Source organism: Thalassospira sp. ABL2_045 (genome assembly GCF_056161285.1).
This window is the reverse complement of record NZ_JBSWYV010000001.1, coordinates 392,666-419,136: the sequence shown is the minus strand read 5'-3', so window position 1 is coordinate 419,136 and position 26,471 is coordinate 392,666. Positions and strand designations below refer to the sequence as shown.

General features: G+C 55.6%; 23 protein-coding genes. 12 read left to right on the top strand and 11 right to left on the bottom strand.

Going from position 1 to position 26,471, the window contains the following annotated elements:
- Window positions 1–13: 13 nt before the first annotated feature.
- From ACXAIA_RS01970 to ACXAIA_RS01955, 4 genes are all read right to left on the bottom strand, one after another.
- Complete coding sequence (locus ACXAIA_RS01970; RefSeq protein ID WP_475347862.1) at window positions 14–637, bottom strand: sulfotransferase; 624 nt, start codon at window positions 635–637, stop codon at window positions 14–16.
- A gap of 75 nt (window positions 638–712) precedes the next feature.
- Window positions 713–2,449, bottom strand: coding sequence for an adenylate/guanylate cyclase domain-containing protein (locus ACXAIA_RS01965; RefSeq protein ID WP_475347861.1), 1,737 nt, complete (start codon window positions 2,447–2,449; stop codon window positions 713–715).
- A gap of 147 nt (window positions 2,450–2,596) precedes the next feature.
- A complete protein-coding gene (locus ACXAIA_RS01960) occupies window positions 2,597–3,583 on the bottom strand; it encodes a lysophospholipase (protein WP_475347860.1) in 987 nt (328 codons plus the stop codon).
- 103 nt (window positions 3,584–3,686) lie between these two features.
- Window positions 3,687–4,649 carry an ABC transporter ATP-binding protein gene (locus ACXAIA_RS01955; protein ID WP_475347859.1) on the bottom strand — a complete coding sequence of 321 codons (963 nt, stop codon included), beginning with the start codon at window positions 4,647–4,649 and terminating at the stop codon, window positions 3,687–3,689.
- A gap of 195 nt (window positions 4,650–4,844) precedes the next feature.
- On the opposite strand from ACXAIA_RS01955, the gene ACXAIA_RS01950 reads away from it, so the two are divergent.
- From ACXAIA_RS01950 to ACXAIA_RS01925, 6 genes are all read left to right on the top strand, one after another.
- A complete protein-coding gene (locus ACXAIA_RS01950) occupies window positions 4,845–5,024 on the top strand; it encodes a zinc-finger domain-containing protein (RefSeq protein WP_062957346.1) in 180 nt (59 codons plus the stop codon).
- Between the two features lie 137 nt (window positions 5,025–5,161).
- On the top strand, window positions 5,162–6,379 hold the full coding sequence (gene trpB / locus ACXAIA_RS01945; RefSeq protein WP_475347858.1) for a tryptophan synthase subunit beta: 1,218 nt from the start codon (window positions 5,162–5,164) through the stop codon (window positions 6,377–6,379).
- The gene (gene trpA, locus ACXAIA_RS01940) at window positions 6,376–7,224 is read left to right on the top strand and encodes a tryptophan synthase subunit alpha (protein WP_475347857.1); all 849 of its coding nucleotides are present in this window, start codon (window positions 6,376–6,378) and stop codon (window positions 7,222–7,224) included. The genes trpB and trpA overlap by 4 nt, the downstream gene beginning before the upstream one ends.
- Before the next feature lie 55 nt (window positions 7,225–7,279).
- The gene (gene accD, locus ACXAIA_RS01935; protein ID WP_475347856.1) at window positions 7,280–8,206 is read left to right on the top strand and encodes an acetyl-CoA carboxylase, carboxyltransferase subunit beta; all 927 of its coding nucleotides are present in this window, start codon (window positions 7,280–7,282) and stop codon (window positions 8,204–8,206) included.
- Between the two features lies 1 nt (window position 8,207).
- A complete protein-coding gene (locus ACXAIA_RS01930; protein WP_475347855.1) occupies window positions 8,208–9,497 on the top strand; it encodes a bifunctional folylpolyglutamate synthase/dihydrofolate synthase in 1,290 nt (429 codons plus the stop codon).
- A 130-nt stretch (window positions 9,498–9,627) separates the two neighbouring features.
- Window positions 9,628–11,280 (top strand): methyl-accepting chemotaxis protein, encoded by a 1,653-nt coding sequence (locus tag ACXAIA_RS01925; RefSeq protein WP_475347854.1) that lies wholly within the window; start codon window positions 9,628–9,630, stop codon window positions 11,278–11,280.
- 174 nt (window positions 11,281–11,454) lie between these two features.
- Here ACXAIA_RS01925 and ACXAIA_RS01920 read toward each other — a convergent pair whose 3' ends face one another.
- Complete coding sequence (locus tag ACXAIA_RS01920; RefSeq protein ID WP_475347853.1) at window positions 11,455–12,216, bottom strand: hypothetical protein; 762 nt, start codon at window positions 12,214–12,216, stop codon at window positions 11,455–11,457.
- A gap of 302 nt (window positions 12,217–12,518) precedes the next feature.
- Between ACXAIA_RS01920 and polA the strand changes: the two genes are divergently transcribed.
- Window positions 12,519–15,338 carry a DNA polymerase I gene (polA, locus tag ACXAIA_RS01915; RefSeq protein ID WP_475347852.1) on the top strand — a complete coding sequence of 940 codons (2,820 nt, stop codon included), beginning with the start codon at window positions 12,519–12,521 and terminating at the stop codon, window positions 15,336–15,338.
- 354 nt (window positions 15,339–15,692) lie between these two features.
- Here polA and dapB read toward each other — a convergent pair whose 3' ends face one another.
- The 4 genes from dapB to ACXAIA_RS01895 form a co-directional block, all read right to left on the bottom strand.
- A complete protein-coding gene (dapB, locus tag ACXAIA_RS01910) occupies window positions 15,693–16,493 on the bottom strand; it encodes a 4-hydroxy-tetrahydrodipicolinate reductase (protein WP_475347851.1) in 801 nt (266 codons plus the stop codon).
- A gap of 129 nt (window positions 16,494–16,622) precedes the next feature.
- Complete coding sequence (gene dnaJ / locus ACXAIA_RS01905) at window positions 16,623–17,777, bottom strand: molecular chaperone DnaJ (protein ID WP_475347850.1); 1,155 nt, start codon at window positions 17,775–17,777, stop codon at window positions 16,623–16,625.
- Between the two features lie 104 nt (window positions 17,778–17,881).
- Complete coding sequence (gene dnaK / locus ACXAIA_RS01900) at window positions 17,882–19,798, bottom strand: molecular chaperone DnaK (protein WP_475347849.1); 1,917 nt, start codon at window positions 19,796–19,798, stop codon at window positions 17,882–17,884.
- 336 nt (window positions 19,799–20,134) lie between these two features.
- On the bottom strand, window positions 20,135–20,635 hold the full coding sequence (locus ACXAIA_RS01895) for a DUF2244 domain-containing protein (protein WP_475347848.1): 501 nt from the start codon (window positions 20,633–20,635) through the stop codon (window positions 20,135–20,137).
- A 191-nt stretch (window positions 20,636–20,826) separates the two neighbouring features.
- Between ACXAIA_RS01895 and nth the strand changes: the two genes are divergently transcribed.
- Window positions 20,827–21,468, top strand: a complete 642-nt coding sequence (gene nth, locus ACXAIA_RS01890) for an endonuclease III (RefSeq protein ID WP_475348232.1) — start codon at window positions 20,827–20,829, stop codon at window positions 21,466–21,468.
- Between the two features lie 43 nt (window positions 21,469–21,511).
- Here the strand turns inward: nth and ACXAIA_RS01885 are convergent, their stop codons facing one another.
- The gene (locus ACXAIA_RS01885) at window positions 21,512–22,885 is read right to left on the bottom strand and encodes a penicillin-binding protein activator (protein WP_475347847.1); all 1,374 of its coding nucleotides are present in this window, start codon (window positions 22,883–22,885) and stop codon (window positions 21,512–21,514) included.
- Between the two features lie 2 nt (window positions 22,886–22,887).
- Between ACXAIA_RS01885 and rsmI the strand changes: the two genes are divergently transcribed.
- Both rsmI and ACXAIA_RS01875 read left to right on the top strand, forming a co-directional pair.
- Window positions 22,888–23,946 (top strand): 16S rRNA (cytidine(1402)-2'-O)-methyltransferase, encoded by a 1,059-nt coding sequence (gene rsmI, locus ACXAIA_RS01880; protein ID WP_475347846.1) that lies wholly within the window; start codon window positions 22,888–22,890, stop codon window positions 23,944–23,946.
- Between the two features lie 2 nt (window positions 23,947–23,948).
- Window positions 23,949–24,332, top strand: coding sequence for a YraN family protein (locus ACXAIA_RS01875; RefSeq protein WP_475347845.1), 384 nt, complete (start codon window positions 23,949–23,951; stop codon window positions 24,330–24,332).
- A 20-nt stretch (window positions 24,333–24,352) separates the two neighbouring features.
- Here ACXAIA_RS01875 and ACXAIA_RS01870 read toward each other — a convergent pair whose 3' ends face one another.
- Complete coding sequence (locus tag ACXAIA_RS01870) at window positions 24,353–24,760, bottom strand: DUF2000 family protein (RefSeq protein ID WP_475347844.1); 408 nt, start codon at window positions 24,758–24,760, stop codon at window positions 24,353–24,355.
- A gap of 32 nt (window positions 24,761–24,792) precedes the next feature.
- On the opposite strand from ACXAIA_RS01870, the gene ACXAIA_RS01865 reads away from it, so the two are divergent.
- A complete protein-coding gene (locus tag ACXAIA_RS01865) occupies window positions 24,793–25,656 on the top strand; it encodes an AraC family transcriptional regulator (RefSeq protein WP_475347843.1) in 864 nt (287 codons plus the stop codon).
- A 146-nt stretch (window positions 25,657–25,802) separates the two neighbouring features.
- Window positions 25,803–26,435, top strand: a complete 633-nt coding sequence (locus ACXAIA_RS01860; protein ID WP_475347842.1) for a BON domain-containing protein — start codon at window positions 25,803–25,805, stop codon at window positions 26,433–26,435.
- The last annotated feature ends 36 nt before the right edge of the window (window positions 26,436–26,471 follow it).

The following is a 26,471-nucleotide window of genomic DNA, read 5'->3' as shown; positions in this document are numbered from 1 at the left end:
GTATCGACACAAGTCAAGCCTTCGGGTTTGACTTGTGTATATGTATGTCGTCATCGTGCTGGAATGAAAGTCCCCAAAACGCACCAAGCTTCTTGTACTTTTCTTTGTCATAGAGGTCGGCACAGAAGAAGCGTTTGGGATCTTTATCTTCAAAAAACGCGCGGATTTGCAGACGATGGTTCATGAATGCGCGACGATAAACTTCTTTGCGTGAAGGCAAATCAAGTCTCGCGGGCAATCCACGGTCAACCAACCCATAGTAGTCATCAAGGCAATTATAGACGGTTGCGTGCCGCTTCGCATTTCCCGGATTGGTTCCTTTTGAATGGCTTATCAGTGACTCGAACCAGTCATCAAACGGCCGATCAAAGTAAACAAAATAGGAATTCGGGACAGCCCAGTAGAGATACTTCACCAGGTTTACGTGTGACCAGGGACCATCCTCGAATATCTCACCGTTTTTGAATTCTTCACTCGCCAAAATGGCCGGAAAGTTTCCATCAATCGAAAGTTGCGGCCAATTTTTGGCATGGGATACAGACCAGCTAACAGCTTTATAACCGTTATTTGCAAAAAACTGCCCAAAGGACTTGGTGCCTGTTCGTTGCAAAGAAACATAGAAAATCTTGTCAGACATAAATCAGCGGCCCCAAGAACTTAAAAGACACCAAACCGTTCACAGCTTGCGTATCAGGAAAAAAGAAATCTAACCTTAACTTTCGACATCTCGGCGTTCATAGGGATCGCGCACCACCCATGTGCCGTCCCATTCGCGGTCCTGTTCGCGGCGTTCAAGGCGTTCCATCCGGTTCATCATCAGCTGGGCGGAAAAATCGGCATCATCAAATTCGATGACTTCTTCATAAAGCGGGCGGGCGGCATCGAAATTGCCGTCGCGGTAATGCGCCATGGCGGTTTCGTATTTGCTCCGCCAATCGCGCCGCTCCTCGGAAAGCTGCCCACCGGGGGCCAGGACTTCATAGAGGAAGACGACCTTTTCGGTGCCGAGCAGCACGACATGATCGAGATCGCGCATTTCAACTTCGCCCGACGCCATGCTGGCGGTTTCGTGCGATGCGAGGATTTGCGTGCCATAGACCCGGTTGGCCTTTTCAAGCCGGTTGGCATAGTTCACGCAATCACCGACCACGGTATAGGCGCGGGATTTGTCCGTGCCGATGGAACCGACAACCACTTCGCCGGTCGCAATACCTACACGGATTTCAAGACCGTGATCACCGATCAGATCAGCATATTTGGTCTTAAGCGCATGGAAGCGCGCGACCTGTTCAAGGGCGGCCTGACAGGCATGTTTGGCATGCGCGCCTTCGCCACAAAACGGCGGGCCCCAGAAGCCAATCACCCGGTCACCAACAAAGTTGTCGATAATCCCGCTTTGATTGGCGATCGGTTCGGTCATGGCCGTCAGATAGTCATTCAGGAAATCAACAAGCTTTTCGGGCGGGGTATGTTCGGCCAGCCAGTCAAACCCGGTCAGGTTCACGACACTGACCGTCATCACGCGCTTTTCGGAATTCTCAAGCGCGGTTTCCTGATTGATAAGATTATTGATGACTTTCGGATCGACATATTTGCCAAACCGTTCGCGCATCCGAAACCGTACGCGCAACTCACGGGTCATGCGGTTAAAGGCATCACCCAAACGCCCAAAATCACCCTTGGAGCTGAATTCAAGCTTCGTATCGAGCTTGCCCGACTGAATGGAATTCAGCGCACTCGTGGTTTTGCGCACGGCCACCACCACCGCATGCGCCATGTAATAGGCCAGCGAAATACCGATAATCACGGCTGCCAGCATCATGATGAATTCGGCCTGAATCAGGAAATCTTCCCGCTTGGAGACGTTTTCCACCGTCTCGGCGGCGTAATCTTCCAGAAGCCGGATTTCATTGCGCAGGTTAAGCACGATAATCCGGTGCAGGCCGCGCACGGTTTTTTCCTGCGCCCCGGCATCTGGCAAGTTGCCCGCCCGCACCTGATCAAGCAGTCGTTCGACACCCAGCGAAAATTGCGCGGACACATCGGCAAATTCCCGCATGCGCACATCAAGATCAAGCAGCACACCCTCATCAAAATGTGCGGATGCCTGCGCCCGCCCAAGGGCGGCAAAGGTAAAGGATTTGCGGAAGGCCTGTTCGATCTGGGTCTGTTTGGCCTCGATCTCGATCTCGATACCATTCAAGAGCGATGTCTGCGGCCCGTCGCTTTCGACCACGCGCATATAGCGATCAATCAGCGAAATCTGTTCAAGCTGGCGCGCACGTACGTCCGAAAGCGAGTCTTTGACCGGTGTGACATAGCGCGACACCGCCTCAAGATCACCATTGATGCCAAGGGACTGGATCACGGAGAACCCGGTGGCCACGACGAGCCACACGACGAAAAAGGCCGCGACACCCAGGAACTTTGCCCGAATGGTCCTTAGCATGCCGGTCCTGATCCTCCGGTTAAGTGATGTTACACCGTCAATCGCTGCTTGGCATATCGGAACGAAACAGCGGTTCGACAACCCGCATAATGCATTGCAACTCTTTAAAAAAGGCTACCTGATCATGCATTACTGGTCAAAACGCAATCAGTTAATGATGCAGGAATAATTTTGATCGGTTTGGCCGCCCATGACCCAACGCCGGATATCCTCAATCACCACCGGCCCGTTCAGATCCCGCAAAAGCATGTGATAGCCCCCCGGATACAGGCAACGGTGATAGACCGGCAAGCTGAGCGCGGATAGCGCGCGTGCAAGGGCTTCAACGGCCTCCGGCGGGATGACCTGATCCTGCTCACCCGAAAGCAAAAGGGTCGGCACGGAAACATCACCAGCCAGAATGCGCGCCAGATCCATGATATCGGCAACCCCGGCAATCAGATCGACGCGCACTGATGACATCATGTATGGATCGCGCGATAACCTGCGCAGCATCTCGATATTATCCGATGGCCAGATATCAAGCCCCCGCCCGGTCAAGGGCAACCAAGGCAGGCTGTGCGACATCACCGAAAGCGGGGCGGTCTGATACCACGGCATCATGTCGCGATTCCAAACAGCGGGTGCCACCAGCACCAGACCATCCATCAAATGGCTGCGCGTAGCGGCCGCAATGATCGCGATGGCCCCGCCCATCGAATTGCCCAGAAGATAAATCGGTTTATCGGGATAGCGTGCACGCAACAATGTCAGGACATCGCTGGCATCATTGACCAGGCTGGCCGCCCCGGCCCAGAACGGGCGTGACGGGCTTCGGCCAAAGCCGCGCTGATCATAGGCATAGATCGCAATCCCGGTTGGGCCGATCTGTTCGCCCAACTCCATGAAGGCATTGGCGTAATCGCCCATCCCGTGCAAGCCAAGGATCACAGCATCCGGGTTTTCAAGATCACCCCAACTTTGCAGCGGCAATTCAGTGCCATCAGCGGCTGTAAAAACATCTGATCCAAGCACGGTTTGGGCAACCGGTGGCCCCGCCGGGTGGACCGTCGGCGCGCAGGCCGCAACCAGCCCGATCAGAGCAAGGGCGATCAGTGTCTGAAAAATTCTGGAGAAATCACCAACAAAGGACACAGGGCACCGGATCAGCACGGAGAGTGGAACGTCACTAAAGCCGATAAAACAAAACCCCGCAAGAATTTGCGGGGTTTTGCAGACCATCAAAAAACGCGTCAGATCAGGCAGCCTTGCCGGCGCGTTCCTTGTTGTTGTCGCGCGTCAGCTTCAGGAAGATGTCCTCAAGATCGCCTTCCTCGGTCGACAGGTCCTTGATCGCAAGGCCACAGCCGTGGATTGCCTCAAGGATTTCCGCCATCTGCGTGTTGCTTGGGCGGTACGAAAGCGCGATCTGGTTTTCCGATTTAAGCTCTGCCCCCCAGGGCGAAAGGGCATCAGGGACAGCGTTCAGTTCGTTATTCACCGTCAGAATCAGCGTCTTGGCATCAATCCGGCGCAGCAGGCTGCGCTTGTCTTCATGGGCAATGACATTGCCCTGATTGATGATCGCGATCTCGTCACACAGTTCCTCGGCTTCTTCCAGATAGTGCGTCGTCAGAACGATGGTGACACCGGCCGCATTCAGTTCCTTGACGTAGGCCCAAAGCTGCTGACGCAATTCGATATCGACACCTGCGGTCGGTTCATCAAGAACCAGTACTGGCGGGGTATGGACCATTGCCTTGCCGACCAGAAGACGGCGACGCATGCCACCCGAAAGCGAACGCGAATACGAATCTGCCTTGTCAGACAGGCCAATGGCCGACAGAATCTCGTCCGTGCGGCGTTCGGATTTCGGCACGCCATAGAGGCCCGCCTGCAATTCCATCACCTGACGCGGGGTGAAAAATGCATCAAGATTGAGTTCCTGGGGCACGATCCCGATCGAGCAACGGGCCGCCCTCATCTGGGCTTCGATATCATAGTCCCAGATTTTCGCCGTGCCGCTGGTCTTGGTCACCAGACCGGCCAGGATGTTGATAAACGTAGATTTTCCGGCACCGTTCGGGCCCAGCAGGGCAAAAAACGAGCCGCGCGGGATCTTGAGCGATACGTTATCAAGCGCACGTTTTTCGCCGTTCGAACCCTTATAGACCTTGGTCAGCCCCTCGACTTCGATGGCATAGTCGGGCATTGCAGTCATATGTCAGTGATCTCCACTCTTTTCCGCGTCGCTTGTTTGCGCTAAGACCATGGGGCGCCATGAGCACGCGGAAGTATTGATTGAATATGCCCAATCGGTATCATTCCCGGGAAACCGGGGTCAATGCTGTCCACAGTGCGTGGCCAATCCCGATGGTCATACAAGCCTGAAAATGGCAAACTTGGAACTGGATATATGAAGATCACCGAAGAAATCAAAGTCGGCACGCTAAATGTTGCCTGTGACGGCGGAAAAGGTCACCTTGGGCACCCGACCGTTTACCTCAATCTTGAGGACAAGGGTGAGGTGGTCTGCCCGTATTGCTCGAAAAAATACATCTTCGACAAATCCTTGGCCGAGCACGCAGCCCACTAATCCAAAACGCTCCTTCTCGGGTACAGTATGGGGTTGGGCCCTGCCGGTCCTTGCGCGCAGGCTGTCTGACGGACCATATATTGTCACCTGACCTTGCTGTCGTGAGCGCCATCACGGCCAATCCACGGGGAACTTCCATGACGTCTTCTGCACCTAACAGCTTTCGCGCCCTGCCCGATCCGGACGGACATTTTGGCAATTTTGGTGGACGCTTTGTCGCCGAAACCCTGATGCCGCTGATCCTTGATCTTGAGCAGGCCTACAAGGACGCCAAGGCAGACCCCGCCTTCAAAAAGGAGATGGATTACTATCTCCGTCACTATGTTGGCCGTGAAAACCCGCTTTATTTTGCCGAACGCCTGTCTGATCACCTTGGCGGTGCAAAGATCTATTTCAAGCGCGAGGATCTCAACCACACCGGCGCGCACAAGATCAATAACTGCATCGGCCAGATCCTGTTGGCCAAGCGCATGGGCAAAACCCGTATCATCGCCGAAACCGGTGCCGGTCAGCATGGCGTTGCGACCGCGACCGTCTGCGCACGCTTTGGCCTGCCCTGCACGGTCTATATGGGCTCGAAGGATATCGAACGTCAGTCGCCCAACGTGTTCCGCATGAAGCTGCTGGGTGCCGAGGTGAAACCGGTGGTATCGGGCTCAAACTCGCTCAAGGATGCGATGAACGAAGCCCTGCGTGACTGGGTCACCAATGTTGAAGATACCTTCTATATCATCGGCACGGCTGCTGGCCCGCACCCCTATCCGGAAATGGTCCGTGATTTCCAGTCCGTGATTGGCAGTGAAGCCCGCGAACAGATCATGGAAGCCGAAGGCCGCCTACCTGATCAGGTGATTGCATCGGTTGGCGGCGGGTCAAACGCAATTGGCCTGTTCCATCCGTTCCTTGATGACAAGGGCGTTGATGTGGTCGGTGTCGAAGCCGCCGGTCATGGCGTGCATACCGGTAACCATGCCGCCAGTCTGTCGGCCGGTCGCCCGGGCGTTCTGCATGGCAACCGTACCTATTTGCTGATGGATGATGACGGCCAGATCAAGGAAGCCGATTCGATTTCGGCCGGTCTTGATTATCCGGGCATCGGGCCAGAGCATAGCTGGCTTAAGGATATCGGTCGCGCGCGCTACGAGCCGATCACCGACAAGGAGGCCCTGGAGGCCTTCAAACTCTGTTCGGAACTCGAAGGCATCATTCCCGCGCTGGAATGCAGCCACGCAATCGCGCAGATCATGAAAGAGGCCCCGAAAATGGGCAAGGACCAGATCATCCTCATGTGTCTGAGTGGCCGGGGTGACAAGGACATCTTTACCGTGGCCGAAGCACTGGGAGTAGAATTGTGAGCGACGCTATCATCGGCGGCCAGGACCGCATCGCCAAACGCTTTGCCAAGCTCAAGGAAGAAGGCCGTGCTGGTCTGGTGACCTTTATCACTGCGGGCGATCCGGATCCGGAAACCTCGTTTGAAATCCTCAAAAAACTGCCGGAAGCCGGTGCCGATATCATCGAACTGGGCATGCCCTTCACCGATCCGATGGCCGATGGCCCCGCCATTCAGGAAGCATCGATCCGTGCCCTGGATGCCGGCATGCACATGCGCAAGACGCTGTCGATTGTGCGTGGCTTCCGCGATCAGGATCATGAAACGCCGATCATTCTGATGGGCTATTACAACCCGATCTATATCTATGGCGTTGCCGAATTCCTTGAAGATGCGCGCAATGCCGGGGTAGATGGCCTGATCGTTGTTGATCTGCCGCCCGAAGAAGACCCGGAACTGTGCATTCCAAGCGTGGAAAAGGGCCTGTCATTCATTCGCCTGACCACACCGACCTCCGATGACAAGCGTCTTCCGAAACTTGTTCAGAATACCTCGGGCTTTGTTTACTATGTCTCGGTTGCCGGTGTGACCGGTGCCGGTTCGGCCAGTAATGAACAGATTACCGAAGCCATGGGGCGTTTGCGCCGCCATACCGACCTTCCGATTGCGGTCGGGTTTGGCATCAAGACCGCCGAACAGGCCGCCGACGTGGCAAAGCAGGCAGACGCCGCAGTGGTCGGGTCGGCAATCGTATCAAAAATTGCCGAAAGTCTTGACGAAAACGGCAAGGCCACCGATAAGACCGCCTCTATGGTTACCGGCCTTGTAAGTGAACTTGCAAACGGGGTCCGAAACGCGCGCAAATAGCTGGCGCTGCGTTTGAAAGAACCGATATAGACAGAACCAAGGATCAGTATCCGATATGTCGTGGCTGACTGAATTCGTCCGTCCAAAGATTCAGAAACTTGTTCGCCGCACCGATGTGCCTGAAAATCTCTGGTACAAATGCAAATCCTGCGAACAGATGATCTTCCATCGCGATCTGGCAAAGAACAATCATGTTTGCCAGCATTGCGGTCATCACATGCGGATTTCCGCCAAGGACCGTCTCGAAACCCTGTTTGATGGTGGCAAGTACCAGACCATCGAACTGCCGAATGTTCCAGTCGATCCGCTGAAATTCCGCGATCAGAAAAAATATACCGACCGCCTCAAGGCCGCACAGGCCAAAGCAACCTTCAAGGATGCGCTGGCAGTGGCCCATGGCGAAGTCGGCGGTCATGCCACCGTTGTCGCCGTGTTCGATTTCTCCTTCATGGGTGGATCGATGGGCATTGCGGTTGGCGAAGGCATCGTTGCTGCGGCTGAGCTCGCCTGCGTGCAGGACGCGGCCCTGATCATCGTTCCGGCTTCGGGTGGCGCACGTATGCAGGAAGGCATTCTCAGCCTGATGCAGATGGCCCGCACCACGGCCGCGATTGAAAAGGTCAAGGAACAGGGTCTGCCCTATTTCGTACTGCTGACCGATCCGACCACTGGCGGTGTTTCGGCATCCTTTGCCATGCTGGGCGACATTCAGATCGCCGAGCCGGGCGCACAGATCGGCTTTGCCGGACGTCGCGTGATCGAAAGCACCATCCGCGAAAAACTGCCAGATGACTTCCAGACGGCCGAATACCTTCTGGAACACGGCATGGTGGATATGGTTGTTGCGCGTTCGGAACTGAACGAGACCTTTGGCCGCCTGATCGACATGATCCGTCGCACCAAACCAGGTGCGGCTGTGGTGCCGATCAAGGACGCCAAGGCAAAGGCATCCAAATCCAAAGATCTGAGTGCGGATAAATAACTTGGCGGGCAGCGACGCAATCCTTGCTCGCCTCGGCAAGCTGCACCCGAAAGTCATCGACCTTTCGCTTGGGCGGATTACCCGGCTGCTTGAAAAGCTGGGCAATCCGCACCTTGCCCTTCCGCCTGTCATTCATATTGCCGGCACCAATGGCAAAGGATCGACCATTGCCTATCTGCGTGCGATCTATGAAGCGGCCGGCCTTCGGGTCCATTGCTCCACATCGCCACATCTGGTGCGTTTCCATGAACGCATCACGCTTGCCGGGGACATGATCTCCGAAGACGCGCTGTGTGACCTTCTTGAAGAAGTCGAAGCGGTCAATGGCGGGGAATCCATTACCTTTTTCGAAATCACGCAAGCTGCCGCATTCCTTGCCTTTTCGCGGGTTCCGGCCGATGTATTGCTGCTTGAAACCGGGCTTGGCGGGCGTGTCGATGCGTCCAATGTCATTGATGCCCCGGCGGCAACCGTGATCACGCCGATTTCGCTCGATCATCAGGGCTTCCTGGGCGACACAATCGCCAAGATCGCGTTCGAGAAAGCCGGGATCATGAAAACCGGCGTGCCGTGCATTACCGCGCCGCAATGCCTTGAGGCCTTTAACAAGCTGGCATGCTACGCCAATCGCATTTCCGCCCCGATCTTCAATGATTTTGAGGTCACCGAGGAACGCGAAGACGGCTTTGCCATTCGCATTGGCACCGATCACATCGATCTGCCCCATCCGGCCCTGCCCGGACGCCATCAATACACCAATGCCGCCACCGCGATTGCCACGGTGCGCAAGGCCCGCATTCCCGGCTGTGACGGCATGGTTACGGATATCCTCGCCCGTGGCCTTGAAACCGCAAGCTGGCCTGCCAGGTTGCAAAAGCTCACCACCGGGCCGCTCTGCGAGGCCCTGCCAGATGGCTGTGAGCTCGTTCTGGATGGCGGCCACAACATCGCCGCATCCGAAGCCATTGCCGACTGGCTGTCACGCCAACCGGCTGGCGATACCGTCGTCATTATGGGCATGCTTGATAACCGCGATGCCGAAGCCTTCCTGAAGCCGCTTGCAACCCACATCACGGCCTTTGCCGGTGTGCCGATTCCCGGCGAACATCAGGCCCACCGGCCTGAGACACTCCGTGATGCGGCAATTGCCTGCCGGATAAGCCCGGCCTTTTCGTCTGACGGCTTTGAAGCGGCCATTACCCCGCTTCTGGATGCCTGCGCGCGCCCCAAGCGCGTGCTTATTCTCGGCTCGCTTTATCTAGCCGGTCTGGTTCTGGACAATCATTCCTGAATTATCCTACGGTTTGGATTGATACTATCCTTTAACTTTAACAACCTCCCCATTCGGGGAGTGTAATCACTCAACTAAAACAATATATCAGTCGGTACAAATTCAAACCGACGCACAGGGAACGCCAAGAATGTCTACTCTTGCCAAAACAAGCGCGCACACTGATGTGCCATCCGGCTCGGTCGCAGTTATTTCTGCGTCTTTGCCTGTGACCTTCAAATCCAACGTTGAAAAGGCGCTTGTTGTAGTTGTCAGCGACTTTTCCGGACGGTTTGGTATCAACGAAGACAGTCACGAACTGCTTCCCTATTGGATGTCCGTTCTTGGCTATGACAGCGAGTTTAATCAAAGCCTGGCGGTCGATCGCCTTGCTGAAACTTTCTTCAAGTCCGAGATCGACGGCAGTGATATCGCCAATGTCTATGCCGCAGCACTTGAAAAAGTCACGGCGATCCTTCTTGCCGGATCCCGCTGGAAACCTGGCCAGGCAGCAGCCATGATCAACGCATCACAAACGGCATTTCTGCAGTCACAGGAAATCCTCACACATGCCCTGTGTCAGCAGCGCTTTGCCGAAATTCAAAACAGCGCCAGCAACAAGTTTGCCGACGAGATGCTTGATCAGAACGTTGAACTATCTATGTCGATCAACGAAGTGGCTGTAATTAACTCGACCCTGATGAAGGAAATGGCTGACATTGATGGTCAGGCCCAGTCCATCGCAGCTGCCGTTGAAGAAATGGCGACCGGCATTACAACCATCAGCGAGAATTCCCGCGAAATCGCCGAAAAATCACAAAGCGCGCGCAACACAGCGCAAGATGGTGCAGAAACCATCTCCAACACGGCGGAAAACATGCGCCGGGTGGCACATGCGGTTAATGACGCGACCAAACGCGTCGAATCGCTTGCCGAAACTTCCGAAAAGATCGGTGCGATGGTTGAAACCATCGAAAACATTGCATCGCAAACCAACCTGCTTGCGCTTAATGCCACGATTGAGGCAGCGCGCGCCGGTGAAGCGGGCAAAGGCTTTGCCGTGGTTGCCGGTGAAGTGAAAAACCTTTCAAGCCAGACGGCCAAGGCCACGGTCGATATCCGCGACAATATCGTCATGCTGCGCGAAGAAATTGGCGGCATTGTCGAAGCAATGCGCACTGGCGCCGAGGCTGTCGAGGCTGGCGATGCCTCAATGAATGATGCCGTCGGCTCGATGAACGACATTGGCGACATGGTATCAGACGTTACCGACCGCATGGGCGACATCGCCGCTATTCTCGAACAACAGGAACAGGTCGCAGCAGAAGTTTCAGACCGTGTGGCAAATATCGCCGCCGATACCGCCGATAACGTCAAACGTATCGAAACCAGCATTAGTGCGACGGACTCTGTCGTCACCAAGGTTGGTCAGCAAATTGGTGCATTGGCCGAATTTGACATTCCCAAGAAGGCCATTCGCATTGCCAAGTCTGACCACGTTATATGGAAGAAACGTCTAGCAGACATGCTTGCCGGTCGTCAGGCCCTTTATGCCGATGAATTGGCAAGCCATATGAGCTGCCGGTTGGGCAAATGGTACTACAGCCCCGAGGGCAAGGCGCTTGCTGACTCTGCGGCCTATAAGGAAATCGAAGGTCCGCACAAGATCGTGCATGAATGCGGGATCGAGGCCGTCAAACGCTATAACGACGGGGATGTCGAAGGCGCACTGGAACTTTATGGCAAGGTCGAAGCCGCCTCGCGTGAAGTTGTTCGACTGCTCGATGCATTGGTGAAAAGCTGAATGAAGAAAACATCATAAAACACTGATATATATTCGATTTCAAAATCCGGATAATCACCTACGATAAAGACTGGTCATAACTCCCGCCGCCTTCGCAGGTGATTATCCAATAATTCTAATATTTGACGTTACGGATTTTCTGCAAGCTGTTGAAATCATGTTTCAACAGTGTTCTCAGACGTCAGGCAACTCGATCTTGCGACGTGGCGTGCCATTTGACGGCCCATCACCGCCATCCGTGCTGCGCAGGCGCAGATTGCCTGCCTTGTGCACGCGGCGACGATCACCCTGAACCGGCGGCGGCAGTCCTTTGCTGCCTTTATTTGCCGCATTGTTTTTGGTCAGGCCTGGGTCACCATTTTTGGCGGCCTCGCGTTTAACCTTGCGCCCGGTGAGCCAGGTATAACCCAGCACATAAAGCAGAAATCCACCCACCCCAACGGTCAGAGTCAGGAACTGCAAAACCGGCAGGAAACTGCCAAAAATCTGCCCACCGCCATAGATCATGAAGATGCAAAGCGCCGCCACGGGCGCGAGCGCCAAAAAGAAGATGCCGCGCACCTTGTGGCGGATCGGGCCGTAATGCATCAGCATCGCATAGAACAGATACATCAGCGCGACAAACACCACGAGTTTGATCAGCAAAATGAAGTGATCAAAATTGGCAAGCCGTTGATTGCGCTCGTAAATCCCGAAGACAACAAACAAACCATGGACGATCAGGCCAAACAGGCCAAAGGTCAGAATAAAGCGCAGCCAGACGCTGACGCTAAAAAAGCTGCGCCATCCTGAACCGTTCGCCTTGCGACGGTCTTGCTGCTGTTTGCGTTTCCGGGAGGCGAGCTTCATGTCATCTGAAAGCTCACGCGCCGGACCTGCAGTTTCCACGCCGATGCCTTTTGGCATAAATTCCGGCTTGCTTGTTTTCCGGGCCACGAACCCGATCTCCCATGTCCCTTGGGATGAATTTACCCGCTACCATAGCAATCCCGGGGCAAGCTGATAAGCACAAAGAAGAATGATGGTAAAAAACCCGGCAAATGAGGGCTTTATCCTTCATGTTTCGAAATCGAAACGATGAACGATCCCTGCTTTGATTTGGCCACTAAATACATGCGCATTTCTGTCAGGAGGCTTGGTGGTTTTTGCCCGAAATCGGCAGGCGGTACTCGACTTAAGGGCCCGGATCGGGCATTCTTCGGGCCAATCATTTTAACGCATACAAGAGCACGAGACGCATGACAGATTCCGCCCCGTCCAATACCGGTTCGTCCGCAGACAACGCCCCGCGTCGCGTCGTTCTGGTTGACGGTTCCGGCTTTATTTTCCGCGCTTTTCACGCCCTGCCACCGATGACGAGCCCCGATGGCACGCCGGTCAATGCGGTTTATGGCTTCTGCACCATGTTGATGAAGCTGCGCGAAGATACCAAACCCGACCATATGGCGGTGATCTTTGACACCAAGGGCAAGTCGTTCCGAAACGATTTTTACCCGGAATACAAGGCACACCGTCCGCCGCCCCCCGAAGAACTGGTCCCGCAGTTTGGCCTGATCCGCGATGCGACGCGCGCCTTCAACCTGCCCTCGATCGAACTTGAAGGCTATGAGGCCGACGATCTGATCGCGACCTATGCCCGCCAGGCGGAGGCGGAGGGTTCTGACGTAATTATCGTGTCTTCGGACAAGGACCTCATGCAGCTTGTCACCGATCGGGTGCAAATGTTTGATGCGATGAAGAATCGCACCATTGGCGCGGCCGAAGTGCTTGAGAAATTCGGCGTCAATCCGGACAAGGTCATTGATATTCAGGCGCTTGCCGGTGACTCCGTTGATAACGTGCCCGGTGTGCCCGGCATTGGCGTTAAAACCGCCGCCCAACTTATTGATGAATATGGTGATCTTGATTCTCTACTGGAGCGCGCTGGCGAAATCAAACAGCCCAAGCGCCGCGAGAAACTGATCGAAAATGCCGAACTTGCCCGCGTGTCACGTGATCTGGTGACGCTCAAGACCGATGTCCCGGTGGTCGAACCGCTCGGTGACTTCGAATTGCGCGAGCCTGATCCCGAAGTTCTTTTAAGCTTTGTGGCAAGTCACGGCTTTAAATCATTGCTTTCTAAAGTAAAGTCGAAATTCGGTGGCGATGTCGAGTTTGAAAGCCCAACGGCCGCCGGTGTTGGCGTTAATGATATCAAGGTCGAAAAGGCCGAATATGAACTGGTGCAGGATGAAGAGCGTCTAAAGCACTGGATTTCCGAGGCTGAATACCTTGGCACCGTCGCAGTGGATACCGAAACCACATCGCTTGATGCCCATACGGCCAAACTGGTCGGCGTTTCACTTTCGACCGAGCCGGGCAATGGGTGCTACATCCCGCTCGGCCATGTCAGCGGCGAGGCCCAGGGCGGCTTTGATTTCGGCGACAGTCCCGCAGAAAGCAAGGACGCCCCCAAGCAGATCAAGCTTGAACGCGCGATTGAGCTCCTTAAACCGCTGCTCGAAGATCCGGGTGTGCTCAAGGTCGGTCAGAACCTGAAATACGACATGATCGTTCTGGCCCGCCATGGCATCAAGGTCGCGCCCATGGATGACACCATGGTACTGTCCTATGTGCTTGATGGCACCAGCCACGGGCACGGCATGGATGAATTGGCCGAACTGCACCTTGATTACAAACCGATCTCCTTCAAGGAGGTCTGCGGCAGCGGCAAGACCCAGATCACCTTTGATCAGGTGCCGCTCGACAAGGCGCTGGATTACGCGGCCGAGGATGCCGATATCACTCTGCGTCTGCATCGGTTGCTCAAACCCCGGATCGCCCAGGAACATATGGCCAGCGTCTATGAAACGCTTGACCGTCCACTAGTCCCGGTTCTGGCCGAAATGGAAGGCCTTGGCGTCAAGGTCGATGCCGAAATCCTTAAAAACCTGTCCGATGATTTCGCCAAACGCATGGCCGCCCTTGAAGAAACCATTCATGAAATGGCGGGTGAGCCTTTCAATCTCGGCAGTCCCAAGCAGCTGGGCGAAATCCTGTTTGATAAAATGAGCCTGCCCGGAGGTAAAAAGACCAAAACCGGCGCCTGGCAAACCGGGGCGGATGTGCTTGAAGCACTTGCGGCCCAGGGTCATGACCTGCCGGCGAAGCTTCTGGAATGGCGCCAGCTTTCAAAGCTTAAAAGCACCTACACAGATGCGCTAGCCCATCACATCAATCCCAATACCGGGCGGGTGCACACCAGCTACGGTCAGACCAACGTCAATACCGGGCGTTTGTCATCGAACGACCCGAACCTGCAAAACATCCCGATCCGAAGCGAAGAAGGCCGCAAAATCCGCACCGCCTTTGTCGCCGAGCCGGGTTACAAGCTGATTTCTGCCGACTATTCGCAGATTGAGCTGCGTCTTCTCGCCCACGTCGCCGAGATCGAAGCGCTGCGCGATGCGTTTAAGAACGGCGAGGATATCCACGCCGCGACCGCATCAAAGGTCTTTGGCGTCCCGATCGAGGGCATGGACCCGATGGTCCGTCGCAAGGCCAAGGCGATCAACTTTGGCATCATTTACGGCATCTCGGCCTTTGGGCTCGCCAACCAGCTTGGCATTGCCCAGAAGGAAGCCAAGGAATTCATCGAAGCCTATTTCGAGATTTATCCCGGCATCCGCGATTACATGGATGAGGCCAAGGAGTTCGCCAAAAAGCACGGCTTTGTCCGTACCCTGTTTGGCCGTCACATCCATATCAGCGGCATCAATGACAAAAACGGCATGCGTCGAAGCTTTGGCGAGCGTGCTGCCATCAACGCGCCCATTCAGGGCGGGGCGGCTGACATCATCAAACGTGCGATGATCGCCGTGCCCGATGCCTTGCGTGATGCCGGGCTTAAAACCCGCATGCTGCTTCAGGTCCACGATGAATTGATCTTTGAAGCCCCGGAAGACGAAACCGAAAAGGCGATCAAGACCATCCGCGAAGTCATGGAAAACGCGGCCCACCTGTCGGTACCGCTCATTGCCGATGCCGGCATTGGCGACAGCTGGGCGGATGCGCACTGATCTTAGGCTTCTGAACGCAAAAAAGACCCCGCTGCAGATCCTTGCAGCGGGGTCTTCTTATATTAGGCTCAGGACCTATTAATTTGGTTTGAATGGTTCACCGGATTTGTTCGGATACGCGAAGCAAAACCGCCGGAAGATATTCATCTTTCAAGGGTTTGCGACAAAGTAGCCCGTGCAAATCCGGTGAATCCGAAGGACAGACGTTATATTTGCAAACTCCGGCGTCAAACCCCTTGGCCGGGATACCAGCCCGACCGGCGGGCTTTTCCTTGGATTTCGCAAATATAACGTCTGCCATTCAAATCAAATTAATAGGTCCTGAGCCTAGGTACGTATTGTTGTGCTAAACGCTTAGAGTCCCAGCACTTCACGCATGGAATAAAGGCCCGGCGCCTTGTCTTCGGCCCATTTCGCCGCGCGCACCGCACCCTTGGCGAAGACTTCGCGTGAGGATGCCTTGTGAGTGATCTCAATCCGCTCGCCCTCGCAGGCAAAGACAACCGTGTGATCGCCAACCACATCGCCACCACGCAGGGTCGCAAAACCGATGGTCCCATCTTCACGCGCACCCGTATGGCCATCGCGGGACCGCACCGATACCTCATCAAGGTTTACGCCACGGCCCTTGGCCGCCGCTTCGCCCAGCCCCAGTGCGGTACCCGACGGGGCATCGACCTTGTGCTTGTGGTGCATTTCGACGATTTCGATGTCAGCCACATCCTTATCAAGGATGCTTGCCACCTTCTCGACCAGCGCAAAGGCCAGGTTCACCCCTACACTCATATTCGGGGCAAAGATGATCGGGGCCTTTTCGCCTGCGACCTTCAACTCGTCTTTCTGATCATTGGAAAGGCCGGTGGTACCGATCACAAGGATCGTGCCGGTTTCGGCTGCAAGTTTTGCGTGCTTCATGGTCGCGGCCGGCGCGGTAAAATCAATCACCGCATCAACCGCTTCAAACAGTGCCTTGGGATCATCGCCAACGACAATACCGCTTTCTTCCAGACCGGCGATCAGGGTGACGTCCTTGCCGATGAACGCGCTTCCGGGCAGGTCAGTGCCACCACCAACTTCACAGCCCTTGGTCTTGGCGGTTTCATTCACCAGCATCCGCCCCATACGGCCAGCACATCCAACAATCCCGATCTTCATTTCCGGTCTCCTCCGGGCAAGTAATTTCAAATTCGTATTTGCTTTAACACAAGGCCCCGAGAGCGCAAAACAAAACCCCCGACAAAGCTGCCGGGGGTTTGTGATATCGATCCTTAAAGCGCAGGCTGATCAGTCGGTCAGGTCTTTCCAGATTTCTTTCATCTTGGAAAAGAACCCTTCGCTTTCCGGATGCGAGCCTTCTTCACGCGAAATCTCGTCAAATTCCTCAAGCAGTTCCTTCTGACGGTCTGTCAGATTGACCGGGGTTTCGACGCTGACTTCGACAAACATGTCACCGCGTGCCTGGCTGCGCAGGATCGTCATGCCCTTACCGCGCAGACGAAGCTGCTGACCGGACTGGGTGCCCGCCGGGATATTGATCCGCGTGCGCGTGCCTTCGATCGTCGGGACCTCGATGGTGCCACCAAGGGCGGCCTTGCCCATCGGGATCGGAATCCGGCAATACAGGTTGGCGCCTTCACGCTGGAAAAAGCGGTGATGGGCGATATCCAGGAAGATATACAGATCGCCCGGAGGGGCCCCATTGGTGCCCGCCTCGCCCTCGCTGGCAAGGCGAATGCGCGTGCCGTCTTCGACACCGGCCGGAATGGTGACCTGAAGGGTTTTTTCTTTCTCGACGCGGCCAACCCCGTGACAAGCCTTGCACGGATTTTTGACCATCTTGCCCTTGCCATGACAGCTCGGGCAGGTGCGTTCAATGGTAAAGAAGCCCTGCTGTGCGCGGACCTTGCCATGACCGTTACAGGTCGGGCAGGTAACCGGCTGGGAACCGGGCTCTGCACCGGTCCCGTCACATTCGTCGCACTGGACCGATCCGGGAATGGTAATTTCGGCCTTCTTGCCTTCGAACGCTTCTTCGAGCGTAATCGCCATGTTGTAGCGCAGATCCGCCCCGCGGGACGATCCACCGCCACCACCGCGGCGTCCGCCGCCCATGGCGCCAAAGATTTCGTCAAAGACATCGGCAAAACCGCCGCCGCCAAATCCACCGCCGCCGAAGCCGCCACCAAAGCCGCCTCCGCCACCGGGGCCGCCCTGTTCAAAGGCAGCGTGGCCAAAGCGGTCATAGGCTGCACGCTTTTCCTGATCCTTCAGGATTTCGTAGGCTTCATTGACCTGTTTGAATTTGACTTCAGCTTCGGTATCGCCCGGGTTCTTATCCGGGTGATATTTCATCGCTTGCTTCCGATAGGCGCTTTTCAGCTCGGCTGCGCTGGCATCTTTGCTGACACCCAACAGCTCGTAATAATCTTCTTTCGCCATCTGTAACTCCGAAATACGGTCGGGCCGTTCCAGCAAATTCTTGCGTCCGGAACGGCCCGATTCTTCTTTACAGGGCGTCGTTCAAGACGACCTCTGCGGTCGCCTTACTTGTCTTTTTTGTTGTCATCGACTTCTTCGAAGTCGGCGTCAACAACACCATCATCGGCCTGAGCAGAGGCATCGGCTTCCGGTGCTTCGCCGTCACCAGCTTCTTCCTGCTGGGCCTGATACATGGCTTCGCCAAGTTTCATCGAGGCCTGCTGCAGTTCGTTCAGCTTGGTGGTGATGGCTTCGGCATCTTCGCCGTCCTTGGCTTCTTTCAAAGCCGACAGGGCGTTTTCGATTTCCGACTTGGTCGCGTCGTCAACCTTGTCACCATGCTCCGAAAGGTTCTTTTCGGTGGCGTGGATGATGGCTTCTGCCTGGTTGCGGGCTTCCACAAGGGCCTTGCGCTGTTTATCAGCTTCGGCGTTGCTTTCCGCGTCCTTGACCATGTTTTCGATCTCGTCGTCGGAAAGACCACCAGATGCCTGAATGCGGATCTGCTGTTCCTTGTTGGTCGCCTTGTCCTTGGCAGACACGTTGACGATACCGTTGGCATCAATGTCAAAGGTCACTTCAATCTGCGGAACACCGCGCGGTGCCGGCGGGATACCCACCAGATCGAACTGGCCAAGCATCTTGTTGTCGGCTGCCATTTCACGTTCACCCTGGAAGACGCGGATGGTCACGGCCGTCTGATTGTCTTCAGCGGTCGAGAAGGTCTGCGACTTGCGGGTCGGGATCGTGGTGTTACGGTCGATCAGGCGGGTGAAGACACCACCGAGCGTTTCGATACCAAGCGACAGCGGGGTCACATCGAGCAGCAGAACGTCTTTGACGTCACCCTGCAGGACACCACCCTGAATCGCAGCACCAAGGGCAACAACCTCATCCGGGTTCACGCCTTTGTGTGGATCACGACCAAAGAACTCTTTAACGCGTTCCTGAACCTTCGGCATACGGGTCATACCACCGACCAGAATGACGTCGTCGATTTCACCTGCGGTGATACCGGCGTCTTTCAGGGCCGCTTTACACGGGGTCATGGTGCGTTCGATCAGATCGGACACCAGACCTTCAAGCTTCGCACGCGACAACTTGATGTTGAGGTGTTTCGGACCCGACTGGTCTGCGGTGATGAACGGCAGGTTGACATCGGTCTGCATCGACGAGGACAGCTCGATCTTGGCTTTCTCGGCAGCTTCTTTCAGACGCTGCAGGGCCAGACGGTCCTTGCGCAGGTCGATCTGCTGTTCCTTTTTGAACTCGTCAGCAAGGTAATCAATGATCTGTTTGTCGAAGTCTTCACCACCAAGGAAGGTATCACCGTTGGTCGATTTAACTTCGAAAACGCCATCGCCGATTTCCAGAACCGACACGTCAAAGGTACCGCCACCAAGGTCATAAACGACCACGGTGCCGCCGTCTTTCTTGTCCAAGCCATAGGCAAGGGCAGCTGCGGTCGGCTCGTTGATGATACGCTTGACTTCAAGACCAGCAATCTTGCCGGCGTCTTTGGTCGCCTGGCGCTGGGAATCGTTGAAGTATGCCGGAACGGTAATCACGGCTTCGGTGACTTCTTCGCCAAGATGGCCTTCGGCGGTTTCCTTCATTTTCTGAAGGACCATGGCTGCGATCTGGCTCGGCGCCATTTTGTCGCCATTGACTTCAACCCATGCGTCGCCGTTCTCGCCCGAGATGATTTTGTACGGGACAAGGTCCTTGTCTTTTTCGACTTCGGCATCGCCGTAACGACGACCGATCAGACGCTTGATGGCAAACAGGGTGTTTTCCGGGTTGGTGACAGCCTGGCGTTTCGCCGGCTGACCGACAAGGCGCTCACCATCATCGGTGAAAGCGACCATTGACGGGGTGGTACGAGCACCTTCGCTGTTCTCAATCACGCGGCCTTCTTTGCCGTCCATGACTGCGACGCACGAGTTGGTGGTGCCAAGGTCGATACCAATAATCTTACCCATAGTAAGTTCCTCTTTTAGCGGCCGGTCCGTCCCGCAGCCTCCGAAATGAAGCGCCGCGCAGGACCTCCTGGGACCAATGGTTGTAATACACGTAATTTTTCTGGGGGCTCTTCGTTACCCCGCGAACCTATATATGAAAGTCGCCACAAAGTCGCAAGCGGTCAAAGTGGGGAATCTTGGCTGTTTTTTGCCTTCCAACCGCAATTTTGATCCAATCACCGGCTCAACAGCCCCCTTAAACCGGCAAAATCAACGCAAATCGCCCGATTTTCGGATGCAAAACCCGGCTTTCAAATTACTTCATAACCGGGTTGCAAAACATTCAGATCAGGGCAATCAGACAGGTATATCGGCAGGATTACAGCGGGTTTGACGCAAGACAGCCTCAAGCTTTTTGGCAAGGCTTTCTTTTTCATCAGCACCCAGAAAACGCGCAATTTCGAGACTTTTGCCATGCGTGCGCAAGAAAAGGGTCGCTTGTTCATCCTCGCCGCGTTCCAGAACAACACGCAGCCAATAGGGCTGAAAATCAAATTCCTGGCGTTCGCCGCGCACCGAAATCCGCGTTACCCGAAGATTGCCCGGCGCCAGCTCAATGCGTTCTTCCTGACGGGCCGCGCGGAAGCTGAAATAAAACGCCAACGACAGCAAGATCACATCCAGCCCCAAAAACCCGATCACCGGCCACGCGCCCACCGACCAGAAAATAAACCCGATGGTGGTGGTGAGGGCAGCCAGAAACAGCACAATATTCCGCGCAGCCCGACGCGACAGCGATCGCGGCGGAAACAGATCCACCCGAAAGATCGGTTTTGCTGAACGCGGCACGTTTGGCATTTGAATTACCTGTTGCTGGATGCTCAATTGTGCGCCCGGGCACGGGGCAGCTGCAATCAAAATTCGATTTTTCAAACCTCACAGTTTATATAGTTTGCTTTAAAGAGATCGGATCAGGGGATCGCCACCAACAAGAATCCCCGCCCCAAATATCGATAAATAAAAAGAGATTGCAGTCCATGGCCCGCCCGATGAACAAAGCCGCCATCGAAGAGTTTTTCCAGCGTCTGTCCGATGCCGATCCGGAACCGAAGGGGGAGCTTGATTACACCAATCCCTATACCCTTCTGGTCGCGGTTGCGCTGTCGGCACAGGCGACCGATGTCGGCGTGAACAAGGCGACCAAAAAGCTGTTTCAGATTGTCGAAACCCCGCAGGACATGCTTGATCTGGGCGAAGAAGCCCTGATCGAGCACATCAAGACCATCGGGCTTTATCGTGGCAAGGCCAAGAACGTCATGGCGGCGGCCAAAATCCTTGTCGAAAAGCATGGCGGGGTCGTGCCCAACGATCAGGAAGCGCTTGAAGAGCTGCCCGGTGTCGGGCGCAAGACCGCCAATGTGGTGCGCAACATCGCCTGGGGCGAACACACCATGGCGGTTGATACCCATATTTTCCGGCTGGGCAACCGGACCGGCATGGCCACCGGCAAAACGGTTCTAGCGGTTGAAAAAGCACTGCTTAAAAAGGTCCCGCCGCGTTTCATGACCCATGCCCATCACTGGCTGATCTTGCATGGGCGGTATATCTGCAAGGCGCGCAAGCCGCGCTGCGGCGACTGCATCGTCAATGATCTGTGCAATTACAAAGACAAAACGCCTGCCGAGGCATGACCTGGCAGGCGTTCCGAATTTAAGCGTTTATCCCGTTTCCTGATCAGAAAACCAGATCAAAGCTTGCCGGCGCCGGGGCAATTACCTCAGCACCATCTGGCTGGATTTGCATGATGGCATAGCCGCGCTCGGACTGACCATCCGGGGTCAGGCGGAAAATACCATCCACACCGACAAACCCACCCGGATTGGTCAGGGTCTGCTGGCTCATATTGTTTTCATCGCGTGCCATCAGGGCCGCCAGGGCCGTGCTGTCATAGGCAAGGCTTGAGATGCGCGGCGGCTGACTGCCAAAGGTGCGCTCAAAGCGTGCGGCGAACAGTTCCCAGTTTTCCGGATTGGGGGCGGCAAAAATCCCGCCCTTAAGCGCCGGCTCGGCAAACAGGCCCGGATCATTCCAGCCGAACGTACCGATAAACTGAACGACGGATGGATCAATATCGAAATAGGCCAGAAGCGAGGACACCTGACGCAGCTCACCGCCGGTGGCCGGCAGGATCAGGGCATCAAAATCAAGCTCGCCAAAGGTATCAACGCCTTCAAGACGCCGCAGTGCACGCTTGGCCCCGGCAGTGCCTTCGGCTTCAAGCTGTGCCTTGTGGGCGCGCAGATTTGCACGCCGTGCGTCGTAATTGGCGAAGTCACGAATGGTCTGCTGCAGGTTTTCCGAGCCCGGCCGATAAAACGCCACCCGGCCCAGATTTCCACCAACGCGCGAGATAACGCTGTTCAGCCCACTTGCGATCTGACGGCCATAATCGTTTTGCGGTAAAAGGGCTGCGAAACGATAGCGCCCCTGTGTTGTGGCATAACCGGCCGCACGGGCAATCTGATCTTCGGGGATCAGGCCATTGACCCAGACTCCGCTCTCCGCCACGCGGCGGTTATTGGAAAACGCCACCACCGGCACATTGGCCGCTTTGGCGACCTCACTGGCACCACTGACCGATTCGGCAAATAGCGGCCCCAGGATCATCTTGGCACCCGCTTCGACCGCTTCGCGCGCGGCGTTCTGTCCGCCCTGATAGGTCCCGGCGGTATCAACCGGCATCAGGACAAAATCATCACCGGCAATGTCAAACATCGCAAGCTCCGCGGCATGGCGCATCGCCCGACCAAGCTCGCCATGCTGACCCGAGAGCGGCAACAACAAGGCAACCCGCTTTTCAAAGACAGCCGCTTCGTCGTTATAAAGCATCGGGAGTTCCGCCCCTTCGCCTTCTGGCAGGGCGGCTTCGCTAGGCCAAGGATTGGCATCGGGGATCAACCCCTGATCCGGGGCACTGGTGGGATCCACGGTATTCGGAGCAGGCTGATTGGCGCTTTCAACCGGTGCCCCATCACGTTGCGATCCGAACAGGTCCGTGATACTCGTGGTCGCATTACATGCGCTCAGCCCGAGAGAGAGGACAACCACAGATGCCGTCCGGCGCGCGATCCGGCCCCAAGCCGGAAATAGATCCGAATACCGATCCTGATCTGACAACGCGTCACAATGCAGCGCCTGTTTCTGCATCCGGTTCTTTGACGGATGACGTTTCGGACAACCCACTCTCACCTCCAGATAAGTCGTTTCGACCGCAGGGTAATGCGGGCGAGGATGCAAGTAAACATGATGAAAGCCATTTGCCGCTTTCAGCTGGTCTTTATCTTGTTGCTACTCCAATCGGAAATTTGGGCGATATTACGTTCAGAGCGCTTGAAATCCTCAAACGCGCTGATGTCATCCTGTGCGAAGACACCAGAACATCGGGAAAATTGCTGTCGCGCTATGGCGTGAAGACCAAGCGAATCGCCTATCACGAACATAATGCCGCACGCATGCGCCCGGAAATCATGGACCGCCTTGAAAAGGGCCAGGGACTGGCACTGATTTCCGATGCCGGGACCCCCTTGATCAATGATCCAGGCTACAAGCTGGTGCGCGATTGCAAGGAAGAAGGCTTTAACGTCACAGCCGCCCCGGGTGCTGCATCGCCGATTGTGGCGCTGATCCTGTCGGGCCTGCCAAGTGATCATTTCTTTTATGCCGGTTTCCTGCCCCCTAAAACGATGGCACGCAAAAAGGAACTGGCGCGTTTTGCCCCGATCCCGGGCAGCCTGATTTTCCTTGAAAGCCCCAAACGCCTTGCGGCAAGCTTGGCCGATATGGCTGAAGTTCTGGGCGGCACCCGCGAGGCCGCCGTGACGCGCGAACTGACCAAGATGTTTGAAGAAGTTCGCAATGGCACGCTTGCAGATCTAGCCGCCCATTATGATGAGGCCGGCGCGCCAAAGGGCGAGATCGTGGTGATTGTCGGCCCGGCTGACGCCAGCGAGGCCGAACCAAGTGCCGAGGATATTGACGCGCGCCTGAGCGCGTTGATCAAAACCCACCGCACCAAGGAAGCGGCCGATATCCTAGCCCGCGAAACCGGCCTTAAGAAGCGCGATCTTTATAACCGTGCGCTTGAACTCGCCAAATCGGACCCGGATTGACCATGGTCCGGTCCCGCCCCTTGCCTGATAACACGTCAAGCCGCAAGCGGGCGGAAAGGGCCGGACGCCGGGCGGAAACACTTTGTGCCCTTTGGTTGCGTCTAAAAGGCTATCGCGTTCTTGCCACCCGCCACAAAAGCCCGGTTGGCGAGATCGACATCATCGCCAGACGCGGAAATATCCTGATCGCGGTTGAGGTCAAAAACCGCACGGATCGTGCAGATGCCCTTCATGCCATCACCCCCAAGCAACAAAACCGCATCGCCCGCGCGCTCGAAGCATACGCGGGCAATATCGGCCATGCGGGTGATCTTCGCCTTGATCTGATGATTGCCGGGCGTTGGGGACGGATGGAGCATCTCAAAAATGCGTGGCAGGTCGCGTAATTCGCGAAACCTGCCCAAGCTCAGGGATGCATCTTTGCACCCTTGGTGATTTTATCGACACTGCGCTTGTCTGCGTGAATGCCAATACCGACAAACTTCGCGTTTTCCGGGTCAGCCTTGGCGAACACATCGCGATTGGCGGCGTCATGACCGGTGGCAAACATATCCTCGATATAGGCCGAGACCCGCACCCTGCGATTTAAGGCACGCTGGTGGATTTTCGCAATCGTGTCCTCGTCTGCTGCCAAAACGATGGCCGGTTGCCGGGAAAGCGGATTATAGATGTTCTGGTTGGCGTCAACATACGGCTCCCCGATAATATCCGGCGTCTGGGCGACAATGCCGCTCATCAAAAACGCCGTAACATTCAGGGATTGCCAAGTTTCAAGATCATTGCGCAAAATCAGGGCAACTTTGGTATCAAACATTTCCTTCCTCCAATCGGTCAGATGATCCGGTAATGAAAGAAGCAATAGACCAGTCTGATGATCGCGGTATTGAACGTTTGTGCAAAAAGCGCGAACGGTTCGTCGCCGCCCCGACCGCACCGGGGATCGAGCGGATCGAAGCCCTGTTTTATGGCAACATGTTTACCCCGCACCGCCACGATACCTATGCGCTTGGCATCACCCTGCAAGGTGTTCAGACCTTTAATTACCGCGGGGAATTTCGCGCCAGCAATCCGGGCAATATCATCATCCTGCATCCCGACGAGCTCCATGACGGCGGGGCGGGAACCGATGACGGCTTGCAATATCGCATGCTCTATCTTGAACCGGCCTTGTTGCGATCAGGGCTCGATCACGATGCCGATCCCCTGCCCTTTGTCGGTGAACCGGTTATTCAGGACCCGGTATTATGGTCAATCATGGCCACTGCCCTGGGCGAACTTGAGCGGGATATGGACCCGCTTTTGCATGATCAATTTGTCGCCGATATTGCCCAGCGCCTCTCATTGCATGCCAAGGCGCCATTAAAACGCCCGCGCTTTACCGCCAGCCACAGCATGGATCAGGTCCGTGCCTTTCTGGAAGATAACTATGACCGATCGGTGCAATCTGACGAGCTTGAAAAAGTTGCCGATATGGATCGTTTTCGCCTGATCCGCCATTTCCGCGCCCGGTTCGGTACAACACCCTATCGCTATTTGATGATGCGCCGCCTGCAAAAGGCACGCGCGTTGATGACGCTTGGTCAACCGCTTGCCGGGATCGCGGCGGAAACCGGCTTTGCCGATCAAAGCCATTTCAACCGCCATTTCCGCCAGACTTACGGCGTGTCACCGGGGCGTTGGGCGGAATTGTTTGCCAGTAAACCCCATTGATCGGGGCCGCCTGACCGTCATCCCAGCCACGTATGCACAGAAAAATGCATTTTTGCTGATAAAGCGGTCCGGATTTTAAAACTCTTTAACCCCCGCGCGCGATTATTGGGTTCAGAGACTGGGGGAACTGGACGAGACATCCGTAAATGTCACCAAAAAGAATGGTCAATCGACCACGCGGCTTTGCCAACGCACTTTTGCTGACCGCGACTTGCCTGATACCGCTTGCGGGATGCACGCCTGCATCCATGGTGATCGGGGCTGGCGCGACCGCCGGTGTTGCGGCCTTTCAGGAACGCGGGTTTGATGGTGCGGCCAGTGACACGGCCATTACCGCCCAGATCTGGCAGAAGTTTCTGGCACAGGACGAAAAACTGTTTCTTGATATCGAGATTGAAGTGGTTGAAGGCGAAGTGCTTTTGGCCGGTCAGGTCCCGACCGTCAGCGATCAACTTGAAGCCGTGCGCTTAAGCTGGCAGGTTGACGGGGTCAAAACTGTCCATAACGAGATCGAAATCGGCGACAGCATGACACTCGTCGACAGTGCGAGCGATCTGGTGATCACGACAAAGATCAAAACCGCACTGATGTTTGATGGCGATGTTTTCGCGATCAATTACAGCGTTGAGACCGTAAACGGGACTGTCCACCTGATGGGCATTGCCCAGGATGAGCTTGAACGCAATCGTGTCATTTCGCACGCCCGCGACACCAGCTATGTCAAACGAGTTGTCAGTCACATTCGACTGAAAAACGATGCCATCCGACAAGGAACCTGAGCCATCAGCAGCGTAAGCCATATAACAGCACCGACC